Source organism: Nocardioides sp. NPDC023903, assembly GCF_040639295.1.
GTDB lineage: Bacteria > Actinomycetota > Actinomycetes > Propionibacteriales > Nocardioidaceae > Nocardioides.
In genome coordinates this window covers 1-16,864 of the sequence record NZ_JBEZZS010000053.1, presented here as the reverse complement: position 1 = coordinate 16,864, position 16,864 = coordinate 1, and the positions used below count along the sequence as shown (strand labels likewise).

Sequence of the window (16,864 nt, the reverse complement as noted above, 5' to 3'; positions counted from 1 at the left end):
GACACCGTCGGCAAGGTGGAAATGGGTAACCTTTAGGCGTACGTCTTCAGAGTCGTTCGGGGCGTGCGATCGAAGTGCTCGTCGGCGAGATCCAAGCTCTCCGCGGTCCTGGTCGTGGTGACTGTCGCCGGCTGGAACCTGTTCGTGCTCCTGCCCCGGGTACGAGCGGCCAAACGGCGCCCTTGACCTTCCACATTCCCAGCCCCTGACCACCCGGGGCATTCAGCCTGATGGCCAGTGAGCGCTCGCGTGCGCGAGTGCGGGCTTCTCCAGGTCCGCCACCAGCTTCTCGAACAGAGCGACCGCGGTGGGCGCGCTCCAGTTCGGGGCGAGGACGTCGTGGGGCAGGCCCGGGTCGCGGAAGGGGAGCTTGCGCCACTGGCCGACGACGCCGAGGTAGGTCGCGAAGGCGTCCTGGCCCGAGGGGGTGGCGTCCTCCAGCCGGGCGGCGAGAGCGCTGTGGGCCGTGATGAAGTCGCGGTAGCTCTGGTCGATCGCCTCGAGGTCCCAGCTGCTGTAGAGCAGCTCGGTGAGGTCCTGGGTGCCGTGGTAGCCGCCGACGAAGATCGCGGCATAGGACTCGAGCCCGAGCTCGGTCACCGCTCGTTCGGCCGCGTCGCGCATCCGCGCGGGTGCGATCCACAGCGCGGTGCCGACGTTGCCGAAGCCCAGGTGGGAGAGGTGGGCACGCAGCTGGTGTCGTTTGGCGCGCATCGACTCGGGTACGCCGAAGTGCACGATGCACCAGCCGTCGGCCAGGTCCGCGGGCTTGCGCGCGTGCCAGATCACCTCGTCGCCGGCGGCGAGGGTGGTGAGGGCGGTCGCGGTGAGCCCGTAGCCGCGGGTGCCGTCGCGGGTCTCCGAGTCGAGCCAGCCGTTCCGCTTGAGGCGGTGTACGGCGGTGCGCACGCTCGGCGCGTCGAGCCCGACCTGGGCGAGCAGATCGATCGCGCCGGCGATCGGCATCCAGTCGCCGAGCGGTCGCACGACGGCGCCGAGGAACGTCACCACGGTGGTGCGCGATCGCCGGTTCTGCTGTGCTGTCGGGGCAGCCTCCGCCTTCGTCACCTGCGGCATTCTGCCGGATCCTCCGTCGGCTTCCCGGGTGCCCACCGCAGGTGGACCTGGTCGGTCTCGCCGGTCCTGAGTAGCTGCAGTCGAGGGGGGATCTTGTCGCTGCGCGATGTCGGTGGCTTGCGCCGCCCTGCTGCCCACTGGACCGGCCAGCCGGCCGCCTCACCGTCGTAGCCCTGCTCGGCAGCGGCGTGCAGCGTCCAGCTCGGATCGAACAGGTGGGTGCGGCCGAGCGCGCAAATGTCGGCACGGCCCGCGAGCAGGATCGAGTTGACGTCGTCGTACGAGGAGATGGCGCCTACCGCGATCACCTTCGCCCCGGCCGGCTCGGCGACGAGGTGTCGGATCTTGTCGGCGAACGGGGTCTGGTAGGAGCGCCCGAAGGCGGGCTTCTCATCCTTGCTCACCTGGCCGGAGGAGACGTCGATCGCGGCCGCGCCGTGCTCGACGAACGCCCGGGCGATCTCGACCGCGTCGTCATCGGTGTTGCCGTCGGGCATCCAGTCGGTTGCCGAGATCCGTACGGTCACCGGGATCGGAGCCGGCACCGTGGAACGGACCGCGTCGAAGACCTCCAGGGTGAAGCGGAGCCGGTTGGCCAGCGGCCCGCCGTACTCGTCGTCACGACGGTTGGCGATGGGGGAGAGGAAGGAGCTGAGCAGGTAGCCGTGGGCGGCGTGGACCTCGATCAGGTCGAAGCCGGCCTCGACCGCGCGCCGCGCCGCCGCCACGAAGTCCGCGACCACCTTGTCCAGGTCAGCGCGGTTCGCCTCGCGCGGGACGTGGCAGCCCTCGCCGTAGGGGAGCGGGGACGGGCCGATGACCTCCCAGTTGCCGTCGTCGAGCGGCTCGTCCATGCCGTCCCACATGAGCTTCGTCGAGCCCTTGCGGCCGGAGTGGCCCAGCTGCATGCCGATCTTGGCGGTGGAGTGGCCGTGCGCGAAGTCGGTCACCCGGCGCCAGTGGTCACGCTGCTCGTCGGTCCAGATGCCCGGACAACCGAGCGTGATCCGGGCCTCGGGGGAGACACAGGTCATCTCGGTCATCACCAGCCCGGCGCCGCCGAGCGCCTTGGAGCCGAGGTGGACCAGGTGGAACTCGTCCGGGACGCCGTCGGTCGCGGAGTACATGTCCATCGGCGAGAGCATGACCCGGTTCTTCAGCTCCAGCTCGCCGATCCGTACAGGCTGGAACATCGCCGGCGCCACCTCCCGGGCGCCTTGGTGGCGAGCGAACTCCGCCTCCATCAGGCGCGCGAAGTCGGCGTCGCGTTCCCTGAGGTTCTCGAAGGTGATCCGGCGCGAGCGGGTCAGCAGGTTGAAGACGAACTGCGCGGGGTCCTGGTCGGCGTACATCTCGATGTTCTCGAACCACTCCAAGGACGCCTGGGCCGCCCGCTGGGTCGACTCCACCACCGGCTTCCGCTCGCTCTGGTACGCCGCGAGCGCCTCATCGAGGGAGGTGTGCTCGTGGAGGCAGGCGGCGAGGGCGAGGGCGTCCTCCATCGCCAGCTTGGTGCCCGAGCCGATCGAGAAGTGAGCGGTGTGGGCGGCATCGCCGAGGAGCACGACGTTGCCGTCGTACCAGCGCTCGTTGCGGACGGTCTGGAAGCTGATCCATCTGGAGTTGTTGGTCAGGATCGCGTGCCCGCGGAGCTCGTCGGCGAAGATCTCGGCGATCCGGGCGACGGCGTGCTCGTCGGAGGCGCCGGGGGCGAGGACCTCGTGCTCGGTGCTGTCCAGGCCGGCGCGGCGCCACACGTCCTCGTGCATCTCCACGATGAACGTCGAGCCACGGTCGGAGAAGGGGTAGCCGTGGATCTGCATCGTGCCCCACTCCGTCTGCTTGACGAAGAACTGGAACGCCTCGAAGACCAGGTCGGTGCCGAACCAGATGTACTTGTTCCGGCGGCGGTCAAGGCTGGGGCCGAACCGGTCGGCGTACTTGGTCCGGACGGCTGAGTTGACGCCGTCCGCGGCCAGCACCAGGTCGTACGAAGCGCGCAGCTCGTCGGGGTCGGGAGCCGCGGTTCGGAAGTGGACGGTCACGCCCAGCTCGGCGACGCGTTTCTGCAGGATCTGCAGCAGGTCCTTGCGTGACATCGCGGCGAAGCCCTGCCCGCCGACGGTGAACGCGTGGCGCTGACCCTTCCGGTCGGTCATCGCCACATCGATGTCGGTCCAGCGCGCGAACAGCTCCTCCATCCGGTCGTGCACGACCTGGTCGGCGCCCTCGATGCTGCCGAGGGTCTCGTCGGAGAAGACGACGCCGAAGCCGAACGTGTCGTCGGGGGCGTTGCGCTCCCAGACGGTGATCTCGTGGCTCGGGTCGAGGGTCTTCATCAGCGTGGCGAAGTAGAGCCCGCCGGGTCCACCTCCGACGATCGCGATCCTCATGTCCCGCTCTCCGACTCGACGATCTGGCGCAGCTTGAAGTGCTGGAGCTTGCCGCTGGTGTTGCGAGGCAGGGAGGCGACGAAGCGGACGTCGCGCGGGTACTTGTACGGCGCCAGCCGGCCCTTGACGTACTGCTGGATCTCCGAGGCTTTCGCGGCGTCGCCGTCGACGCCCTCGCGGAGCACGACGAACGCGCAGACGATGGCACCTCGGTCAGGATCGGGTCCGCCGACCACGCCTGCCTCGACGACATCCGGGTGGGTGCCCAGCGCCTCCTCGACCTCGGGTCCGGCGATGTTGTAGCCCGAGGACACGATCATGTTGTCGGTGCGCGAGCGGTACCAGTAGTAGCCGTCCTCGTCGCGGACGAAGGTGTCACCGGTGACGTTCCAGCCGTTAACGATGTAGCCGCGCTGGCGCTCGTCATCGAGGTAGCGGCAGCCGACCGGGCCGATCACCGCGAGCCGCCCCTCGATGCCCGGTCCGACCTCGTTGCCCTCGGCGTCCAGGATGGCGGCGCGGTAGCCAGGCACGGGCTTGCCGGTCGCTCCGGGCCGGATCTCATCACCGGCCGCGGAGATGAAGATGTGCAGCATCTCGGTCGCGCCGATGCCATCGATGACCCGCAGCTCCAGCTCGCGCTCGAGCTCGTCCCAGGTCGCCCGAGGCATGTGCTCGCCCGCGGTGACGGCGACGCGCAGTCCCTTGAGCTGCTCGATCACGCCGGACTTGAGGATCTGCTTGTACGCCGTCGGCGCGGTCGCGAGCGCGGTGACGCCGTGCTCCGCGATCAGGTCGGCGAGCTCCACCGGCGTCGCCTTCTCGGTGAGCAGGGCACAGGCTCCGGCCCGCAGCGTGAAGACGACCAGCATGCCGAGCCCGAAGGTGAACGCGAACGGTGCCGTGCACGCTACGACGTCGCTGGGCTCCAGCCGCAGGGTGGCCCGGCCGAAGGTGTTGTCGATCGAGAGGATGTCGCGGTGGAAGTGGGTGGTGATCTTCGGGACTCCGGTCGTCCCCGAAGTCGGCCCGAACAGCGCGACGTCGTCGGCCGCGGTGTCGACCGCGGCGAAGTCGCTGGGCTTGGCGAGGATCCGGCGGGCCAGGTCGTCCTCGGCGTCGCCGCCGTAGGCGACCACGGTGAGGTCCGGGGCCACAGCGTCCCGGACTGCGTGGACGTCCTCGACGAACCGGTGGTCGACGAGCGCGACCGCGGGCCGGGTCTTCGCGACGATCGGCCCGAGCTCGGTCGCCCGGAGCGCGGCCATGGTCGTCACCACGATGCCCCCGGCCTTGAGTACGCCGAGCCAGGCCGCGACCGTCCAAGGGTTGTTCGGTGAGCGCAGCAGCACCCGGTTGCCGCTGACGAGACCGAGGTCGTCGACCAGCACGTGAGCGATCTGGTTCGCGCGCGTGAGCAGCTCGCCGTACGTCCACACCGTGCCGTCGGGGGTGCGGAGGGCGGGGCGGTCCGGGCCGTGCGCCGCGACGGTCGCGTCGATCAGGTCGGTCGCGGCGTTGAGGCGCTCTGGGTAGTCCAGGAGCGGCGTGGTGAACTCGAGCGTCGGCCACTGCTCCGCCGGTGGCAGGTGGTCGCGGGCGAACGTGTCGGCGTAGCCGGACGTGCTCGACGTGCTCATGACGAGGCCCCGGCGGCTCGGATCATGCCTTCTTGGACGACGGTCGCGACCAGCACGCCGTCGGTGGTGAAGAAGCGGCCGAGGCCGGTGCCGCGGCCGTCCTCGACGGACACGGCCTCCTGCGCGTAGAGCAGCCAGTCGTCCATCGCGACCGGCCGGTGGAACCACATCGCGTGGTCGAGGCTGGCGGTGACGAGACCCTCGTCGGCCCACGCCAGGCCGAGCACCCGCAGAGCGGGCTCCAGGATCGTGTAGTCGCAGACGTAGGCGAGGGCCGCGGCGTCGCGCTGCCGGTCGGTCAGTCCTTCGACCGGGCGGAGGGTGTCGTACGGCTTGACCCAGATGGCCTGATGCGGCGTCCGGTCACCCTCGACGGTCAGGTAGACCGGCCCCGGCACGTGTCGCATGTCGAAGCTGCGCCCGCCGGACCAGTACGCCTTGGAGGTCTCGGTCATGGTGCCGCCGGTGCGGTCCGCGAGGTAGGCCGCGGAGGTCGGCAACGTCTCGGGACCGGGGATGCCGGCCGGCATCGTGGCCTGGAAGCTGCCGCTCGACTCACCGGCGGCGAAGCTCGCCATGCACACGTACACGGGCTTGCCGTTCTGGAATCCGCGGACCTGACGGGTGCTGTAGCCGCGGCCGTCGCGCAGCACCTCGACCTCGTAGCGGACCTCGGCCCCGATGTCGACGGGGCGCATGAAGTAGGAGTGCATCGAGTGCATCGCCTTCCCGTCGGTCACCGAGCGGGACGCGGCGACGAGCGCCTGGGCCACCATGTCGCCGCCGTACGCCTTCGGCCACGGGCACGGCTGGGTGGTGGCGGTGAAGGCGAGGTCGAAGACCTCCGGCTCGCACTCCTTGAGGGTGACGGCGTCCGTGAACGTCTGGGAGCCGGCGGTCATGGCCGGTCCGCCCAGTCGCGTAGGTCGGCGTCGTCGACCTGGGGGAGGTTGACCACGATGTTGTCCGGGGTGCGGGTGGTCATCCAGGTCAGCGGGTCGTTGCGGTCGAGGTTGCACTCGACGTGCGGCATGAACGGGGGCACGAAGACCCAGTCGCCCTCGGCCATGTCGAGGTAGTCCTCGAACTTCTCGCCGAAGTAGATCCGGGCCCGGCCCGACAGCACGTAGCCGCCGGTCTCGGCCTCGCCGTGGTGGTGGGGGACGGAGCGGAAGCCGGCGAGGTTGTGCACCTTGCCGAACCAGAGCTTGGTCGCGGGCGTGTGTTGGATGCTGACGCCGCTGATCCGGGTCGCGCCCTCGCTCTGCCCGGTCAGGTCGGGCTCGAAGCCGGCGCGGGTTACGACCGGGACGACGAGACCGGAGGTGTCGGAGGTGGGGTCCATGTGAGGTCCTGTCCGTTCGTTTCAGGATGTGTTTCATTTTCTGCACGAACGTTGTAGGCATGTCAATAGATGCCCTACCGTCGAATCATGAACACGGACCTCACGCCCGTACCGGTGAACCCCGCGGCGCTGCCCGCGCCGCGCGGCTACTCGCACGGCACGCTCAGCGGCAACACGCTCCATCTCGGCGGCCAGACCGCGCTGGACGCGAACATGCAGATCGTCCCCGGAGGCATCGTCGAGCAGTTCCGGCAGGCCCTCGGCAACGTACTGACCACGCTGCGGGAGGCGGGCGGCGTCGCCGAGGATCTGGTGTCGATCACGATCTACCTGACCGACATCCCCGACTACCAGGCGCACGGCAAGGAGATCGGGGCGGTCTGGCGCGAGCTGGCCGGACCGGTCTACCCGGCGATGGCGGGGATCGGCACCACCGAGCTGTGGCAGCCGGAGGCGATGATCGAGATCCTCGGCGTCGCCGTCATCCCTGACGATCGGCTGGTGCGTCCACCTTCTGCGGAGTGACCTCGTCGCCTTCGATGGGACGCCGCGACCAGTAGCTCGCGAGGATCGAGCCGGACACGTTGTGCCACACCGAGAAGATCGCGGCAGGCAGTGCCGCGGCCGGTGAGAAGTGGACGGTGGCGAGCGCGGCGGCGAGCCCCGAGTTCTGCATGCCCACCTCGATGCTGATGGCGCGCCGGCTCGAGATCGGCATGCCGCAGAGTCGTCCGACTGCGTACCCCAGGGCCAGGCCGGCGACGTTGTGCAGGACCACGGCGAGCACGACCAGGAGGCCGACCGAGAGCAGGGTGTCGGCGCTTCCGGCCACGACGGCGATCACGACTCCGGTGATGCCGGCGACCGAGATCAGCGGAAGCACATCGATGACCTTCTCGATGAGACGCGGCAGCAGCAGCCGGAGCACCAGTCCGAGCAGGACCGGTACGAGCACGATCTCCACGATCGAGACGAACAGGTCGCTCGCGGAGACGGGCAGGTCCTCGCCGATCAGGAAGAGGACGAGAAGGGGCGTCAGTAGGGGCGCGAGCAGTGTCGAGACGGAGGTCATCGCCACCGACAGTGCGGTGTCGCCGCGGGCCAGGAACACCATGACGTTGGAGGCGGTGCCGCCGGGCGCGCAGCCGACGAGGATCATGCCCGCGGTGAGCACGGCGGAGAGGCTGAGCGCGTTCGCGATGCCCCAGCCGAGCAACGGCATCACGGTGAACTGGGTGGCGACACCCAGCAGCAGAGCCCACGGTCGGCGGCCGATGATCGCGAAGTCGACGGGCCTGAGGGTCATGCCCATCCCGAGCATGATGATCTGGAGCAGCAGCGGCACCTGGGCCGCCCACCCGTCGAAGGTGCTGGGGGTGGCCAGTGCGATGGCGCCGGCGATCAGGACGATCAGGGCGAACCAACGCCCCACGAATGCGCTGACCTGTCGGACTGTGTTCATGCTCTTCCTTCCGAGACGATGCGTACGTCGACCTGATGACCCGCCCGCCGCGAGATCCTCGCAAAAGGCGCGCGGCGGGCGGGGTGGGGACCGGTTCAGGAGAGCCAGTCGAGCTCGCCGTCGACGTACTGGTCGCCGAACCGGACGTTGTCGAAGCGCAGGTCCTCGACGTTCTCCAGGACCATCGGCGTCTCGACCTTCTCGACCGTGACATCACGCAGGGTGACGTCGCTCAGCGGTGCGTCGGCCGGACCGTGGATGTCGAGCCCGGTCTTGGCGGAGGCGACGGTGATGTCGGAGAAGACGATGTCGCGGTAGACCGGCGGGTAGTTGCCGCCGAGCTCGCCGGGGTAGTCGAGCTGGAACCAGATGAAGGTCTCGAAGTTGCCGATCTCCATGTTGCTCACCCGGATGTTCTCGACCGTGCCGCCGCGGTCGAGGTTGCCCTTGAACCGGATCGCCGAGGCGCCGTCGCGCAGCACGTTGTCGGTGAAGTAGACGCCCTTGATGCCACCGGACATCTCGCTGCCCAGCGCGATGCCGTCCTCGCCGCCCATGTCGTTGCGGCGGATCACGACGTTCTCGCTGGGGCGGGCGATGGTACGTCCGTCGAGGTCACGTCCCGACTTCACGACCACGGAGTCGTCGCCGGTCCGAAAGCGGTTCTCCTCGATCAGGACGTTGGTGCTGGAGTCGACGTCGATGCCGTCGTTGTTGGCCCGGTGGCTGTCGACGTCGAGTCCTCGCACGGTCGCCTGGTCGGTGTAGACGAGGTGGTTGATCCAGAACGGCGAGTTGGTGACCTTGTAGTCCTCCAGCAGCACCCGCTCGGCGTGGAAGAACTGGATGGCGCTGGGCCGCAGGAACGTACCCTTCCCGAAGACGCGCTCCTCGACGGGTACGCCGTCAAAGCCCATCTGGCGCAGCCGCAGCTGGTCGGGCTTCTCGTCGGCCTTCCAGGCGTGGAACTCCGAGTCCTCGTTGCCGTCGATCGTGCCCGACCCGGTGATGGCGACGTCGTGCACGTTGTTGGCGTAGATCAGCGGCGAGTAGCCGTTGAGCTCGGTGCCCTCCCAGCGCGTACGCACCACGGGCAGGTAGTCGTCCGTGTCGGTCCCGAACAGCAGCGTCGCTCCGTCGGAGACATGGAGATCGATGTTGCTCGCCAGATGCACCGGACCCTCGGAGAGCCAGGTGCCCTCAGGGAGTACGACGCGGCCGCCGCCGTCGGCCGACGCCTTCTCGATCGCGGCCTTGATCGCCGGCAGGGCGTCGGTCGTGCCGTCTCCGACGGCACCGAAGTCGGTGATCTCGTAGTCGCGATCGGGGATCGAGGGCTCCTCGATGCGGTCGACGATCCGCGCGATCGCGGCAGCATCCGGGCCGCGTACGGCCTGGGCTGTCTTCTGGTCTGCGAGGGCGGGTGTGGTCGCGGTCAGCGAGCCGACCAGACCGAGGACGAGCAGGAGTGGTGTCGCGCGCTTTCGGATGTGACGCATGGATGCTCCTCGAGAGCTCCGACGGCGGCCCAGGGCCGCCGCGAGGGGGACGGTGACACTTGTCACACTAGTGACGTACTTGTCATACGTCTAGGTTCGTCAGTCGACGACGATGTCCTTGGCGGGTGCGTCGCCGCCGTACTGGCTCAGGTCGGTGAGGCGGGATGCGCGGAGGACGTCGGCATCGATGAACGCACGGCCGTTCTTGTGCTCGGGCAGCAGGTCGAGGACGGCCATGGCCGCGTCGGCCATGATCTGAGGTGATCGGGCCTGGTCCGCGCCACCGACGACGTTGCGGACCGCTGCGGTGTCGATGAGCGTCTCGGGCCAGAGGCAGTAGGACGAGATCCCGTCGGCAGCGAACTCAGCGGCCCAACCGAGGGTCAGCAGGGTCATGCCGTACTTCGACGTCGTGTAGGCGGGGTGGATGCCGAGCCAGTGCGGCGCGAGGTTCAGGGGCGGCGAAAGGGTCATGATCGACCCGCGCGACTCGCGCAGCCGGGGGAGGGCGGCGCTGGTCAGCAGCCAGGTGCCTCGGATGTTCACCTCGTGCATGAGGGCGAACTTCTTCGTCGGCGTGTCGAGAGTGCCCGCGGTGTGGATCGCGCTGGCGTTGTTGACGACGATGTCGATGCCGCCGAACTCCGTGACAGCGGTCTTGACCAGCCGGGCCACGTCCTCCTCGGAACGTACGTCACCGAGCACCCCGATCGCGTTGCCGCCGGCTTCGCGGGTCGCATCGACGGCGGTGTGGATCGTGCCGGGAAGCTGCGGATGGGGCTGGTCGGTCTTCGCCAGGAGGGCCACGTTGCCGCCCCTCCGGGCGAAGGCCAGCGCGGTCTCGAGCCCGATTCCACGGCTTCCGCCGGACATCACCATCGTCCGTCCGTTGAGGTCACCCATTGTTGTTTCCTTCCGGGGGAGCGGTTCGGTCACTGCGCCGTCTGATCGCGGAGGAGACCCTTGACGAGCTTGCCGACGGAGTTCTTCGGCAGCTCGGTGCGGACGTGGATCTGGGTGGGCACCTTGTAGCGGGCCAGGGCGGCGGAGCAGTGTGCGAGCAGGTCGGCCGAGGCGACGGCGAGGCCGGGCTTGGTCGCGACGAACGCGACGGGGACCTCACCGAAGACGTCGTCGGGCTTGCCGACCACGGCGGCCTCGAGGACGGCCGGATGACCGTAGAGGCACTCCTCGATCTCCTTGGGGTAGATGTTCTCGCCGCCTCGGATGATCATGTCCTTGAGTCGGTCGACGATGCGCAGGAAGCCGTCCTCGTCGATGATTCCCACATCGCCGGTGTGCAGCCAGCCGTCGCGGACGACCTTCGCGGTCTCCTCGGGTCGGCCGAGATAGCCGCGCATCACGTTGGCGCCGCGGATGACCACCTCGCCGCGCTGGCCGCGGGGCTGGGGCTCCCCGTCGACCGAAACGATCGCGACCTCTTGGCCCGGGAGCGCGACGCCGACGGTGCCGGGCTTGCGGGGGCCGTCGACAGGGTTGATGGTGGACACCACGGTGCCCTCGGAGAGCCCGTATCCCTCGATGACGGGGACCTGGAAGCGCTCCTCGAAACGGGTGATGAGGTCCCCCGGCATGGGTGCTGCGCCACAGATCACGAACCGCAGCGACGAGGTGTCGACCGTACGGTGGGTGCGAGCGTCGAGGATGGCGTAGATCGTCGGTACGGCAGAGAAGTACGTCGGTCGGTGGGTCTCGACCACGTCCCAGAATGTGTCCGGCGAGAACCGTGGTCCCACCACGACGTTGCCGCCGGCGCGGAGGACGGAGAGCACGCTGGCCACCAGTCCGTTGACGTGGAAGAGAGGTAGCACGAGGAGGCTGGTGTCGGCGCCGGTGAGGGAGAAGTGCGCGATGATCGAGGTGCTCATGGCCGCCAGATTGGCGTGATCGAGCAGCACGCCCTTCGGCTTGCCGGTGGTGCCACTGGTGTAGATCACCAGGGCGAAATCCGAGGCAACTGATGCAGGTTCTCGTATGGATACGGGAGTCTGCGTCGGCTCATGGATCGTCTGCACGTCCACCCACGCGACGCCGACCGCCTCGGCCACGTCGCCGGCGTGCTCGTCGCCCACGATCACCGCCGACGTGGAGTCCTGCACCTGGTAGTGGATCTCCTCGTCGGTCAGCGCGGGGTTCACCGGTGACATCGCGGCGCCTCGGAGCCACGCCGCGAACATGGTGGTGACGATCTCGACCCGGTTGTGGAGCAGGACCGCGACCGTGTCGCCGGAGGACACCCCGAGCGACGCGAACCGATCCGCGAGGCGCCTCACCGCCTGGGCGAAAGTGGCGTTGTCGAGGACACGGTCGCCGTCTTGGATGCAGGGCCCGTCGGGATCGCTCGCCGCGCGGAGAAAGGGGATTTGCGTCAGCTCGCTGGGAAGGGTCGAAACGCTCATGTCCGGGACGCTAGATCCGCCACTCGGGGTGCGGCACTGGTGCACGGCGCCAGACCTTCACGGCTCGTTCGTCCCCCGGGAACAGTGAGTGGCGTCACATCGTGCTGCGAGACTACGGATATGGAGGACGAGGAGCTGCGCGGGCAGGTGGCGACGGTCGCGTCGGCGTTGAACGACCGCCTAGGGGAGCTCACGTGCCTGATCCGTGACGTGCTTGCCAGCAGGATCGTCGAGCTCCAGGGCGACGCGGCGATCATCGACCTGCTGGAGTCGAGCGTGGCCGGCAACGTCGAGAACATCCTGCACTCGCTCCGACACTGGATCCCGGTCGAGAAAATCGAGCCGCCGTCCGCAGCGTTCGAGTACGCCCGGCGCCTCGCTCAACGTGGCGTCCCGGTCAACGCCCTGGTGCGCGCGTACCGCTTGGGTCAACAGCATCTGTTGAAGGAGGCGTACGCCGAGTGCGTGCGTCAGCATTCCGCGCCCGAGGTGCAGGCCAGGGTGTATCAACGGATCGTCACGGTCACCTTCGACTACATCGACTGGATCTCTCAGCGTGTGGTCACGGTGTACGAGACCGAGCACGAGCGCTGGCTGACCGAGCGCAACACCGCCAGGTTCGGCCGGATCCAGGACCTGATCAGCGGCGCGACCGACGACGTCGACGCTTCCGAGTCGATCATCGGTCATCGGCTGCGAGTCCGACATCTGGGTGTGGTCCTGTGGGTGCACGAGACCGGCGCGCAGCAGGACCAGCTGACCCGGTTCAACCGGGCCGTGTCGGCGGTGGCTGAGGAGTTCGGCTCGGGCAGTCCCTTGGTCGTCTCGCGCGATCGGGCGAGCGCATGGGCTTGGATCCCGGTTCCGGACGGATTCAGCCCGGACCCGGTCGTCATACGGCCGCTGCTGGATCATGCGGCCGGTCCGCCGTTGCCGATGATTGCGTTCGGTCGGCCGCATGCCGGGCTCGCAGGCTTTCGGCAGACCCATCTCGAGGCTGTCCAGGCTCAGCGCGTCGCCATGATCCGGGAGGACCCGAGCCACCCGGTGACCGCGTTCAACGAGCCCGGTCTCAACGTGGCCGCGCTCCTTGCGCAGGACGTGGAGCAGACCCGGTGGTGGGTTCAGGAGACGCTGGGCGACCTCGCCCGCGATGACGAGCAGCACGTTCGCCTGCGGGAGACGCTGCTGCTCTTCTTCCGGCACGACAGCAGCTACACCGCGACGGCCGAAGCGATGGTCATGCACAAGAACTCGGTGAAGTATCGGGTGACGAGTGCCGAGAAGATCCTCGGCCGTCCGATCGGCGACGACCGTCAGGCACTCGAGCTCGCGCTGACGGCCTGCCACTGGCTGGGGCAGGCCGTCCTGTCGCGGGACTAGTTCACCGCAGCTCCGCGAGCGCCTTCCGGGCGGCGTTGTAGCCGCACATCCCGTGAGCGCCCGGCCCCGGAGGCGTGGCCGCCGAACACTGGTACAGGCCGGGCTTCCCGAGGCTGTAGGGGGAGGTGGTGAGGCGTGGCCCGAAGACGAGCTGGCGGATGTCCTTCGCCCCGGTGATGATGTCGCCGCCGACGAAGTTGGGGTTGTAGACGGCCATCTCGGTCGTCGAACGGACCGCCACGCCGACCACCCGCTCGCGGAAGCCGGGGGCGAACCGCTCGAACTGGCCCATGATCGCGTCGGTGGCGTCGCCGGTATAGCCATACGGCACGTGCGCGTAGCTGTAGACGGGGTGTACGTCACCCACCGAGCGCTGCGGGTCGGCGAGATACTGCTGCCCGACCAGCACGAAAGGTCGCTCCGGCATCTGTCCGGCCGCGATCTGCTTCTCGGCCGCGACCGTCTCGGCGAAGGTGCCGCTCAGATGCAGGCTGCCCGCACGCCGGGCCTCCACGCTGGTCCAGGGGACGCCGCCCTCGACGGCGAAGTCGACCTTGAAGGTCCCGGGGCTGCGGCGGAACCGGCTGAAGGCACGTGCGACCCGCGGAGGCAGGTGGTCCCCGAGGATCCGTGCGATCGACTCGGGGGTGAGGTCGAACATCGTGATGTCGGTGTGCGGCAGCTGGCTGGCCGTCTCGATGCGTACGCCCGTCTCGATCTTGCCGCCGAGGTCGGTCAGGAGTGCCGCCATCGCGTCGGTGATCGCCCGGGATCCGCCCTCGGCGACTACCCAGCCGTTGTGGTGGCCGGCCGTGATGATCCCGACCCCGATCGCCGAGCTGAGGGGCCGGTCGAGCGGCTGGAAAGCGTGCGCGGCGACCCCGCCGAACAGCGCCCGGCCCTGCTCGGTGCGGAAGACCTTGGCCAGCACCGTGGCCGGCAGTGTCGTGGGCAGTCCGAAACGGGCCATGCCCAGCGGGTGCCGGGGCACCCGCGCCAGCGGCTGCATGATGTCCTCGGCCAGCCGGTCGAAGTGCTCGGCGTTCCGCTCGAACAGCCGGCTCCAGGCCTTGCCATCGAGGCCGAGACCCGCCGCGGTCTCGGCCACCGACCGGCGCAGCACGCCGACCGAACCATCGTCGAGCGGGTGCGCACAGTCGATCTCGGCGGTCCGCCAGCGTAGGCCGTACCGCTCCAGATCGTGCTGCCGTCCGAAGGCGGACGTCGGGCCCATCGGGTGGAAGGCAGCGCAGTGGTCGTGCAACAGACCGGGCAGGATTCCCTCACTGCTCCGGGTGCCGCCGCCGATCTCTTCATGGCCTTCGAGCACAGTGACGTCCACGCCCGCAGCCGCGAGCTCGACGGCGGCCGCGAGACCGTTGGGTCCGCTGCCGACCACCACCGCGGTGGTCACGACGCCACCTCCCGACCGGACTGCAGGCGAGGGGGCTGGGTGAAGCTCCGCGAGGTGACGTTGAGAGGGATCGGGCCGTTGGGCAGCCAGGGCTGTTCGGCGACCGCGTCGGCGACATTCCAGGTGCCCCGCTCGACCACTCCCAGAGCAGCGTCCATCACGTAGTACTCCTGGGTCTTCTTGTGGATCGGCTGCGACTCGACCCAGACAACCACGAACTCGCCCGGCTCGAAACCGATCCGCCTCTGGATCGCCTCGATGAGCTGGTCGTCATGGAGGTGGCCGTCGCCGAAGTTCCAGCCGATCACGACGTTGCAGCAGAACTCCGCCTCACGCAGGTTGTACGTCTCGTAGTCCTCGCCGAGATAGTTCTGCAGCACCGAGAAGAGGCCGCGGCCCTGGCTGTGCATCGACCGCCACGCCATCGTCATCTGCATGGTCATCTCGGCCGCATCCGGGTCGTAGCCCATCCCCTCGACCAACTGGTCGATCTGGTTCTTCGCCGGCTTCTTGAGCTGGTTGAGCTTCTCCTCCGCACCCGGAGCGAACGCCCAGGTGGCCGAGGCCCAGTTGCCGGCGTACTGCCGCATCGAGGGCAGGAAGGAGACCAGGTCGGGCCGCAGGTTGCCGAGCACCGGAAAGAACATCAGGGCGGCCACGAGGACCGGCAGCATCCAGCCGGCGCTGAAGTCGAGGACGCCGTAGCCGTCGCCGACCGGGTGTCCGGCGAACAGGAAGACCGTGATGTAGGCGAACAGGAGGTTCCACTCCAGCGGCACGGCCAGCGGGAACGTCGAGGTGATGAACAGGTGGAAGAGCACCATGCAGCCAACGGCCAGCAGAGTCAGCGGCCAGTACGGGCTGAACAGCAGCACCAGCGGCACGACGAGCTCGGCGGTCGTACCCATCACATGGGCCATGAACCAGGCGAGCTTCGACGGCTTGAGGTCGTGGGGGAGCGCCCGGTAGTGCATTTTCTTGATGAAGCGCGGGACGAACGGTGCGTTCGACACCATCGGAGGTACGACGTTCTCGAAGTGTGGGTTCAGCTTGGAGGTCGCGGCGCCGATCCAGACGATGACGATGAGGAGCTTGGCGGCAATGATCACGTCGGTATAGGTCAGGACCGTTCCGGCCAGGCTGAAGAAGACCAGCGCCGGCCAGTACTGCTCACCGCGAGCCGCGAGGAAGAGGATCTTGTCCCGCAGGCCGCACAGGACCAGCAGTACGGCAGGGATCAGCGTGAGCGTGGGATCCACGAGGCCGCCGGTGATCTCGGGGCGGACCGCCGTCAGCGAGTCCATCTGCACCCCGCTTGATGCGGCTGCGACCAGCAGGCTCACGAGGCACGCGACGTACAGCACGACATCGAAGACGGTGCGGTTGTCACCCTTGGTGAAAGGCACGATCTTCGACCAGGGTGGCAGCCGGATCGTGCCCGGGCGTGCCCAGTACGTCACGCCGCCTGTCATCGGCTTGAAGTGTGCCGCCAGCGGACCCCAGGTGCCGCCGATACCGAACAGCTCGAGGAACACCGTCCATAGGAGGAGCTTCTGGTAGACGATCGGCTCGTCCCACCACTGAGTGACAGCCAGCGGACCGCCCACGTCGGAGGTCAGCGTCGCCAGGAGCACGCCGCTGGTGATGTAGAGCACCAGTAGCTTCACGATGTAGATGGTGTGCACCATCTTCGGGGTGCCGAAGCCGTACTCGGCCCAGAAGTCGGCCAGGAAGTGCAGCCGCTCCTGACGCGGTCTGGTGAGGAACTCCGCGGGATCGACCTGCGGGACGTTGGGCGTGAGGAAAGGCATGATCTGCTCCTTGGTCGGGGCGGGCTTGGTGACGACCCGCCTCGACCGTAGGTACGCGCCCACCTCCACTGGCACGGCTCCGCCGACCAAAGATCCGGACAGTCTTCGTCGCCCGTCGACAAGCACCCCAGACGTCGAAAGAACTCCCGGACCTACGACTCGTGGTCCGGGAGTTCTCGACTCCCCGCGGAGCTCGGTGCGGGGATCAGGCCTGCTTGCTCACGCGGCCTTCTTGGTCGCCCAGAAGATCTCGGCGATCTCGTCGATCTTGGCGAGGAGCTTGTCGGCGACCTCGAGGTCGAGGGTGCCCTTGGTGCCGGAGGCGCCGGCCAGCTTGGTGGCCTCGTTGACGAGGGTGTGGAGCTGGGGGTAGGCCTCGAAGTGCGGGGGCTTGAAGTAGTCGGTCCACAGCACCCAGAG

Annotated in this window: 14 protein-coding genes; 2 read left to right on the top strand and 12 right to left on the bottom strand. The window is 68.4% G+C overall.

All coding sequences use genetic code 11. The features are described 5' to 3' along the window. Positions 1 to 222: 222 nt before the first annotated feature. From AB0F44_RS28690 to AB0F44_RS28670, 5 genes are read right to left on the bottom strand one after another with little or no spacing between them, the layout of a single operon-like run. Entirely contained in the window at positions 223 to 1,077 is an 855-nt protein-coding gene (locus tag AB0F44_RS28690; RefSeq protein ID WP_357360574.1) for a PaaX family transcriptional regulator C-terminal domain-containing protein, read from the bottom strand. Further along, positions 1,065 to 3,470, bottom strand: a complete 2,406-nt coding sequence (locus tag AB0F44_RS28685) for a bifunctional salicylyl-CoA 5-hydroxylase/oxidoreductase (RefSeq protein WP_357360572.1) — start codon at positions 3,468 to 3,470, stop codon at positions 1,065 to 1,067. Before AB0F44_RS28685 ends, AB0F44_RS28690 begins: the two co-directional genes overlap by 13 nt. Further along, entirely contained in the window at positions 3,467 to 5,110 is a 1,644-nt protein-coding gene (locus tag AB0F44_RS28680; protein ID WP_357360570.1) for an AMP-binding protein, read from the bottom strand. Before AB0F44_RS28680 ends, AB0F44_RS28685 begins: the two co-directional genes overlap by 4 nt. After that, entirely contained in the window at positions 5,107 to 6,012 is a 906-nt protein-coding gene (locus AB0F44_RS28675; RefSeq protein ID WP_357360568.1) for an acyl-CoA thioesterase domain-containing protein, read from the bottom strand. The genes AB0F44_RS28680 and AB0F44_RS28675 overlap by 4 nt, the downstream gene beginning before the upstream one ends. After that, the gene (locus tag AB0F44_RS28670; RefSeq protein ID WP_357360566.1) at positions 6,009 to 6,455 is read right to left on the bottom strand and encodes a cupin domain-containing protein; all 447 of its coding nucleotides are present in this window, start codon (positions 6,453 to 6,455) and stop codon (positions 6,009 to 6,011) included. Before AB0F44_RS28670 ends, AB0F44_RS28675 begins: the two co-directional genes overlap by 4 nt. Before the next feature lie 87 nt (positions 6,456 to 6,542). Here AB0F44_RS28670 and AB0F44_RS28665 point away from each other — a divergent pair, with 87 nt between their 5' ends. Beyond that, positions 6,543 to 6,980: a RidA family protein gene (locus tag AB0F44_RS28665; protein WP_357360564.1), complete on the top strand. Its 438-nt coding sequence runs from the start codon at positions 6,543 to 6,545 to the stop codon at positions 6,978 to 6,980. Here AB0F44_RS28665 and AB0F44_RS28660 read toward each other — a convergent pair. From AB0F44_RS28660 to AB0F44_RS28645, 4 genes are all read right to left on the bottom strand, one after another. Further along, positions 6,937 to 7,917, bottom strand: a complete 981-nt coding sequence (locus tag AB0F44_RS28660; RefSeq protein ID WP_357360562.1) for a bile acid:sodium symporter family protein — start codon at positions 7,915 to 7,917, stop codon at positions 6,937 to 6,939. The two genes, AB0F44_RS28665 and AB0F44_RS28660, sit on opposite strands and share 44 nt — an antisense overlap. 95 nt (positions 7,918 to 8,012) lie before the next feature. After that, a complete protein-coding gene (locus AB0F44_RS28655) occupies positions 8,013 to 9,416 on the bottom strand; it encodes a glycoside hydrolase family 28 protein (RefSeq protein WP_357360560.1) in 1,404 nt (467 codons plus the stop codon). Between the two features lie 99 nt (positions 9,417 to 9,515). After that, the gene (locus AB0F44_RS28650; protein ID WP_357360558.1) at positions 9,516 to 10,319 is read right to left on the bottom strand and encodes an SDR family oxidoreductase; all 804 of its coding nucleotides are present in this window, start codon (positions 10,317 to 10,319) and stop codon (positions 9,516 to 9,518) included. A gap of 29 nt (positions 10,320 to 10,348) precedes the next feature. Continuing rightward, positions 10,349 to 11,836: an AMP-binding protein gene (locus AB0F44_RS28645; protein ID WP_357360556.1), complete on the bottom strand. Its 1,488-nt coding sequence runs from the start codon at positions 11,834 to 11,836 to the stop codon at positions 10,349 to 10,351. A 120-nt stretch (positions 11,837 to 11,956) separates the two neighbouring features. Here AB0F44_RS28645 and AB0F44_RS28640 point away from each other — a divergent pair, with 120 nt between their 5' ends. Next, on the top strand, positions 11,957 to 13,219 hold the full coding sequence (locus tag AB0F44_RS28640; protein ID WP_357360555.1) for a helix-turn-helix domain-containing protein: 1,263 nt from the start codon (positions 11,957 to 11,959) through the stop codon (positions 13,217 to 13,219). A gap of 1 nt (position 13,220) precedes the next feature. Here the strand turns inward: AB0F44_RS28640 and AB0F44_RS28635 are convergent, their stop codons facing one another. The 3 genes from AB0F44_RS28635 to AB0F44_RS28625 form a co-directional block, all read right to left on the bottom strand. Beyond that, on the bottom strand, positions 13,221 to 14,633 hold the full coding sequence (locus tag AB0F44_RS28635) for an NAD(P)/FAD-dependent oxidoreductase (protein ID WP_357360553.1): 1,413 nt from the start codon (positions 14,631 to 14,633) through the stop codon (positions 13,221 to 13,223). After that, the gene (locus AB0F44_RS28630) at positions 14,630 to 16,444 is read right to left on the bottom strand and encodes a DUF3556 domain-containing protein (protein WP_357360551.1); all 1,815 of its coding nucleotides are present in this window, start codon (positions 16,442 to 16,444) and stop codon (positions 14,630 to 14,632) included. The genes AB0F44_RS28635 and AB0F44_RS28630 overlap by 4 nt, the downstream gene beginning before the upstream one ends. 219 nt (positions 16,445 to 16,663) lie before the next feature. After that, positions 16,664 to 16,864, bottom strand: a 201-nt coding sequence (locus AB0F44_RS28625) for a superoxide dismutase [Ni] (protein ID WP_357360549.1), incomplete at its 5' end; no start/stop codon positions are given.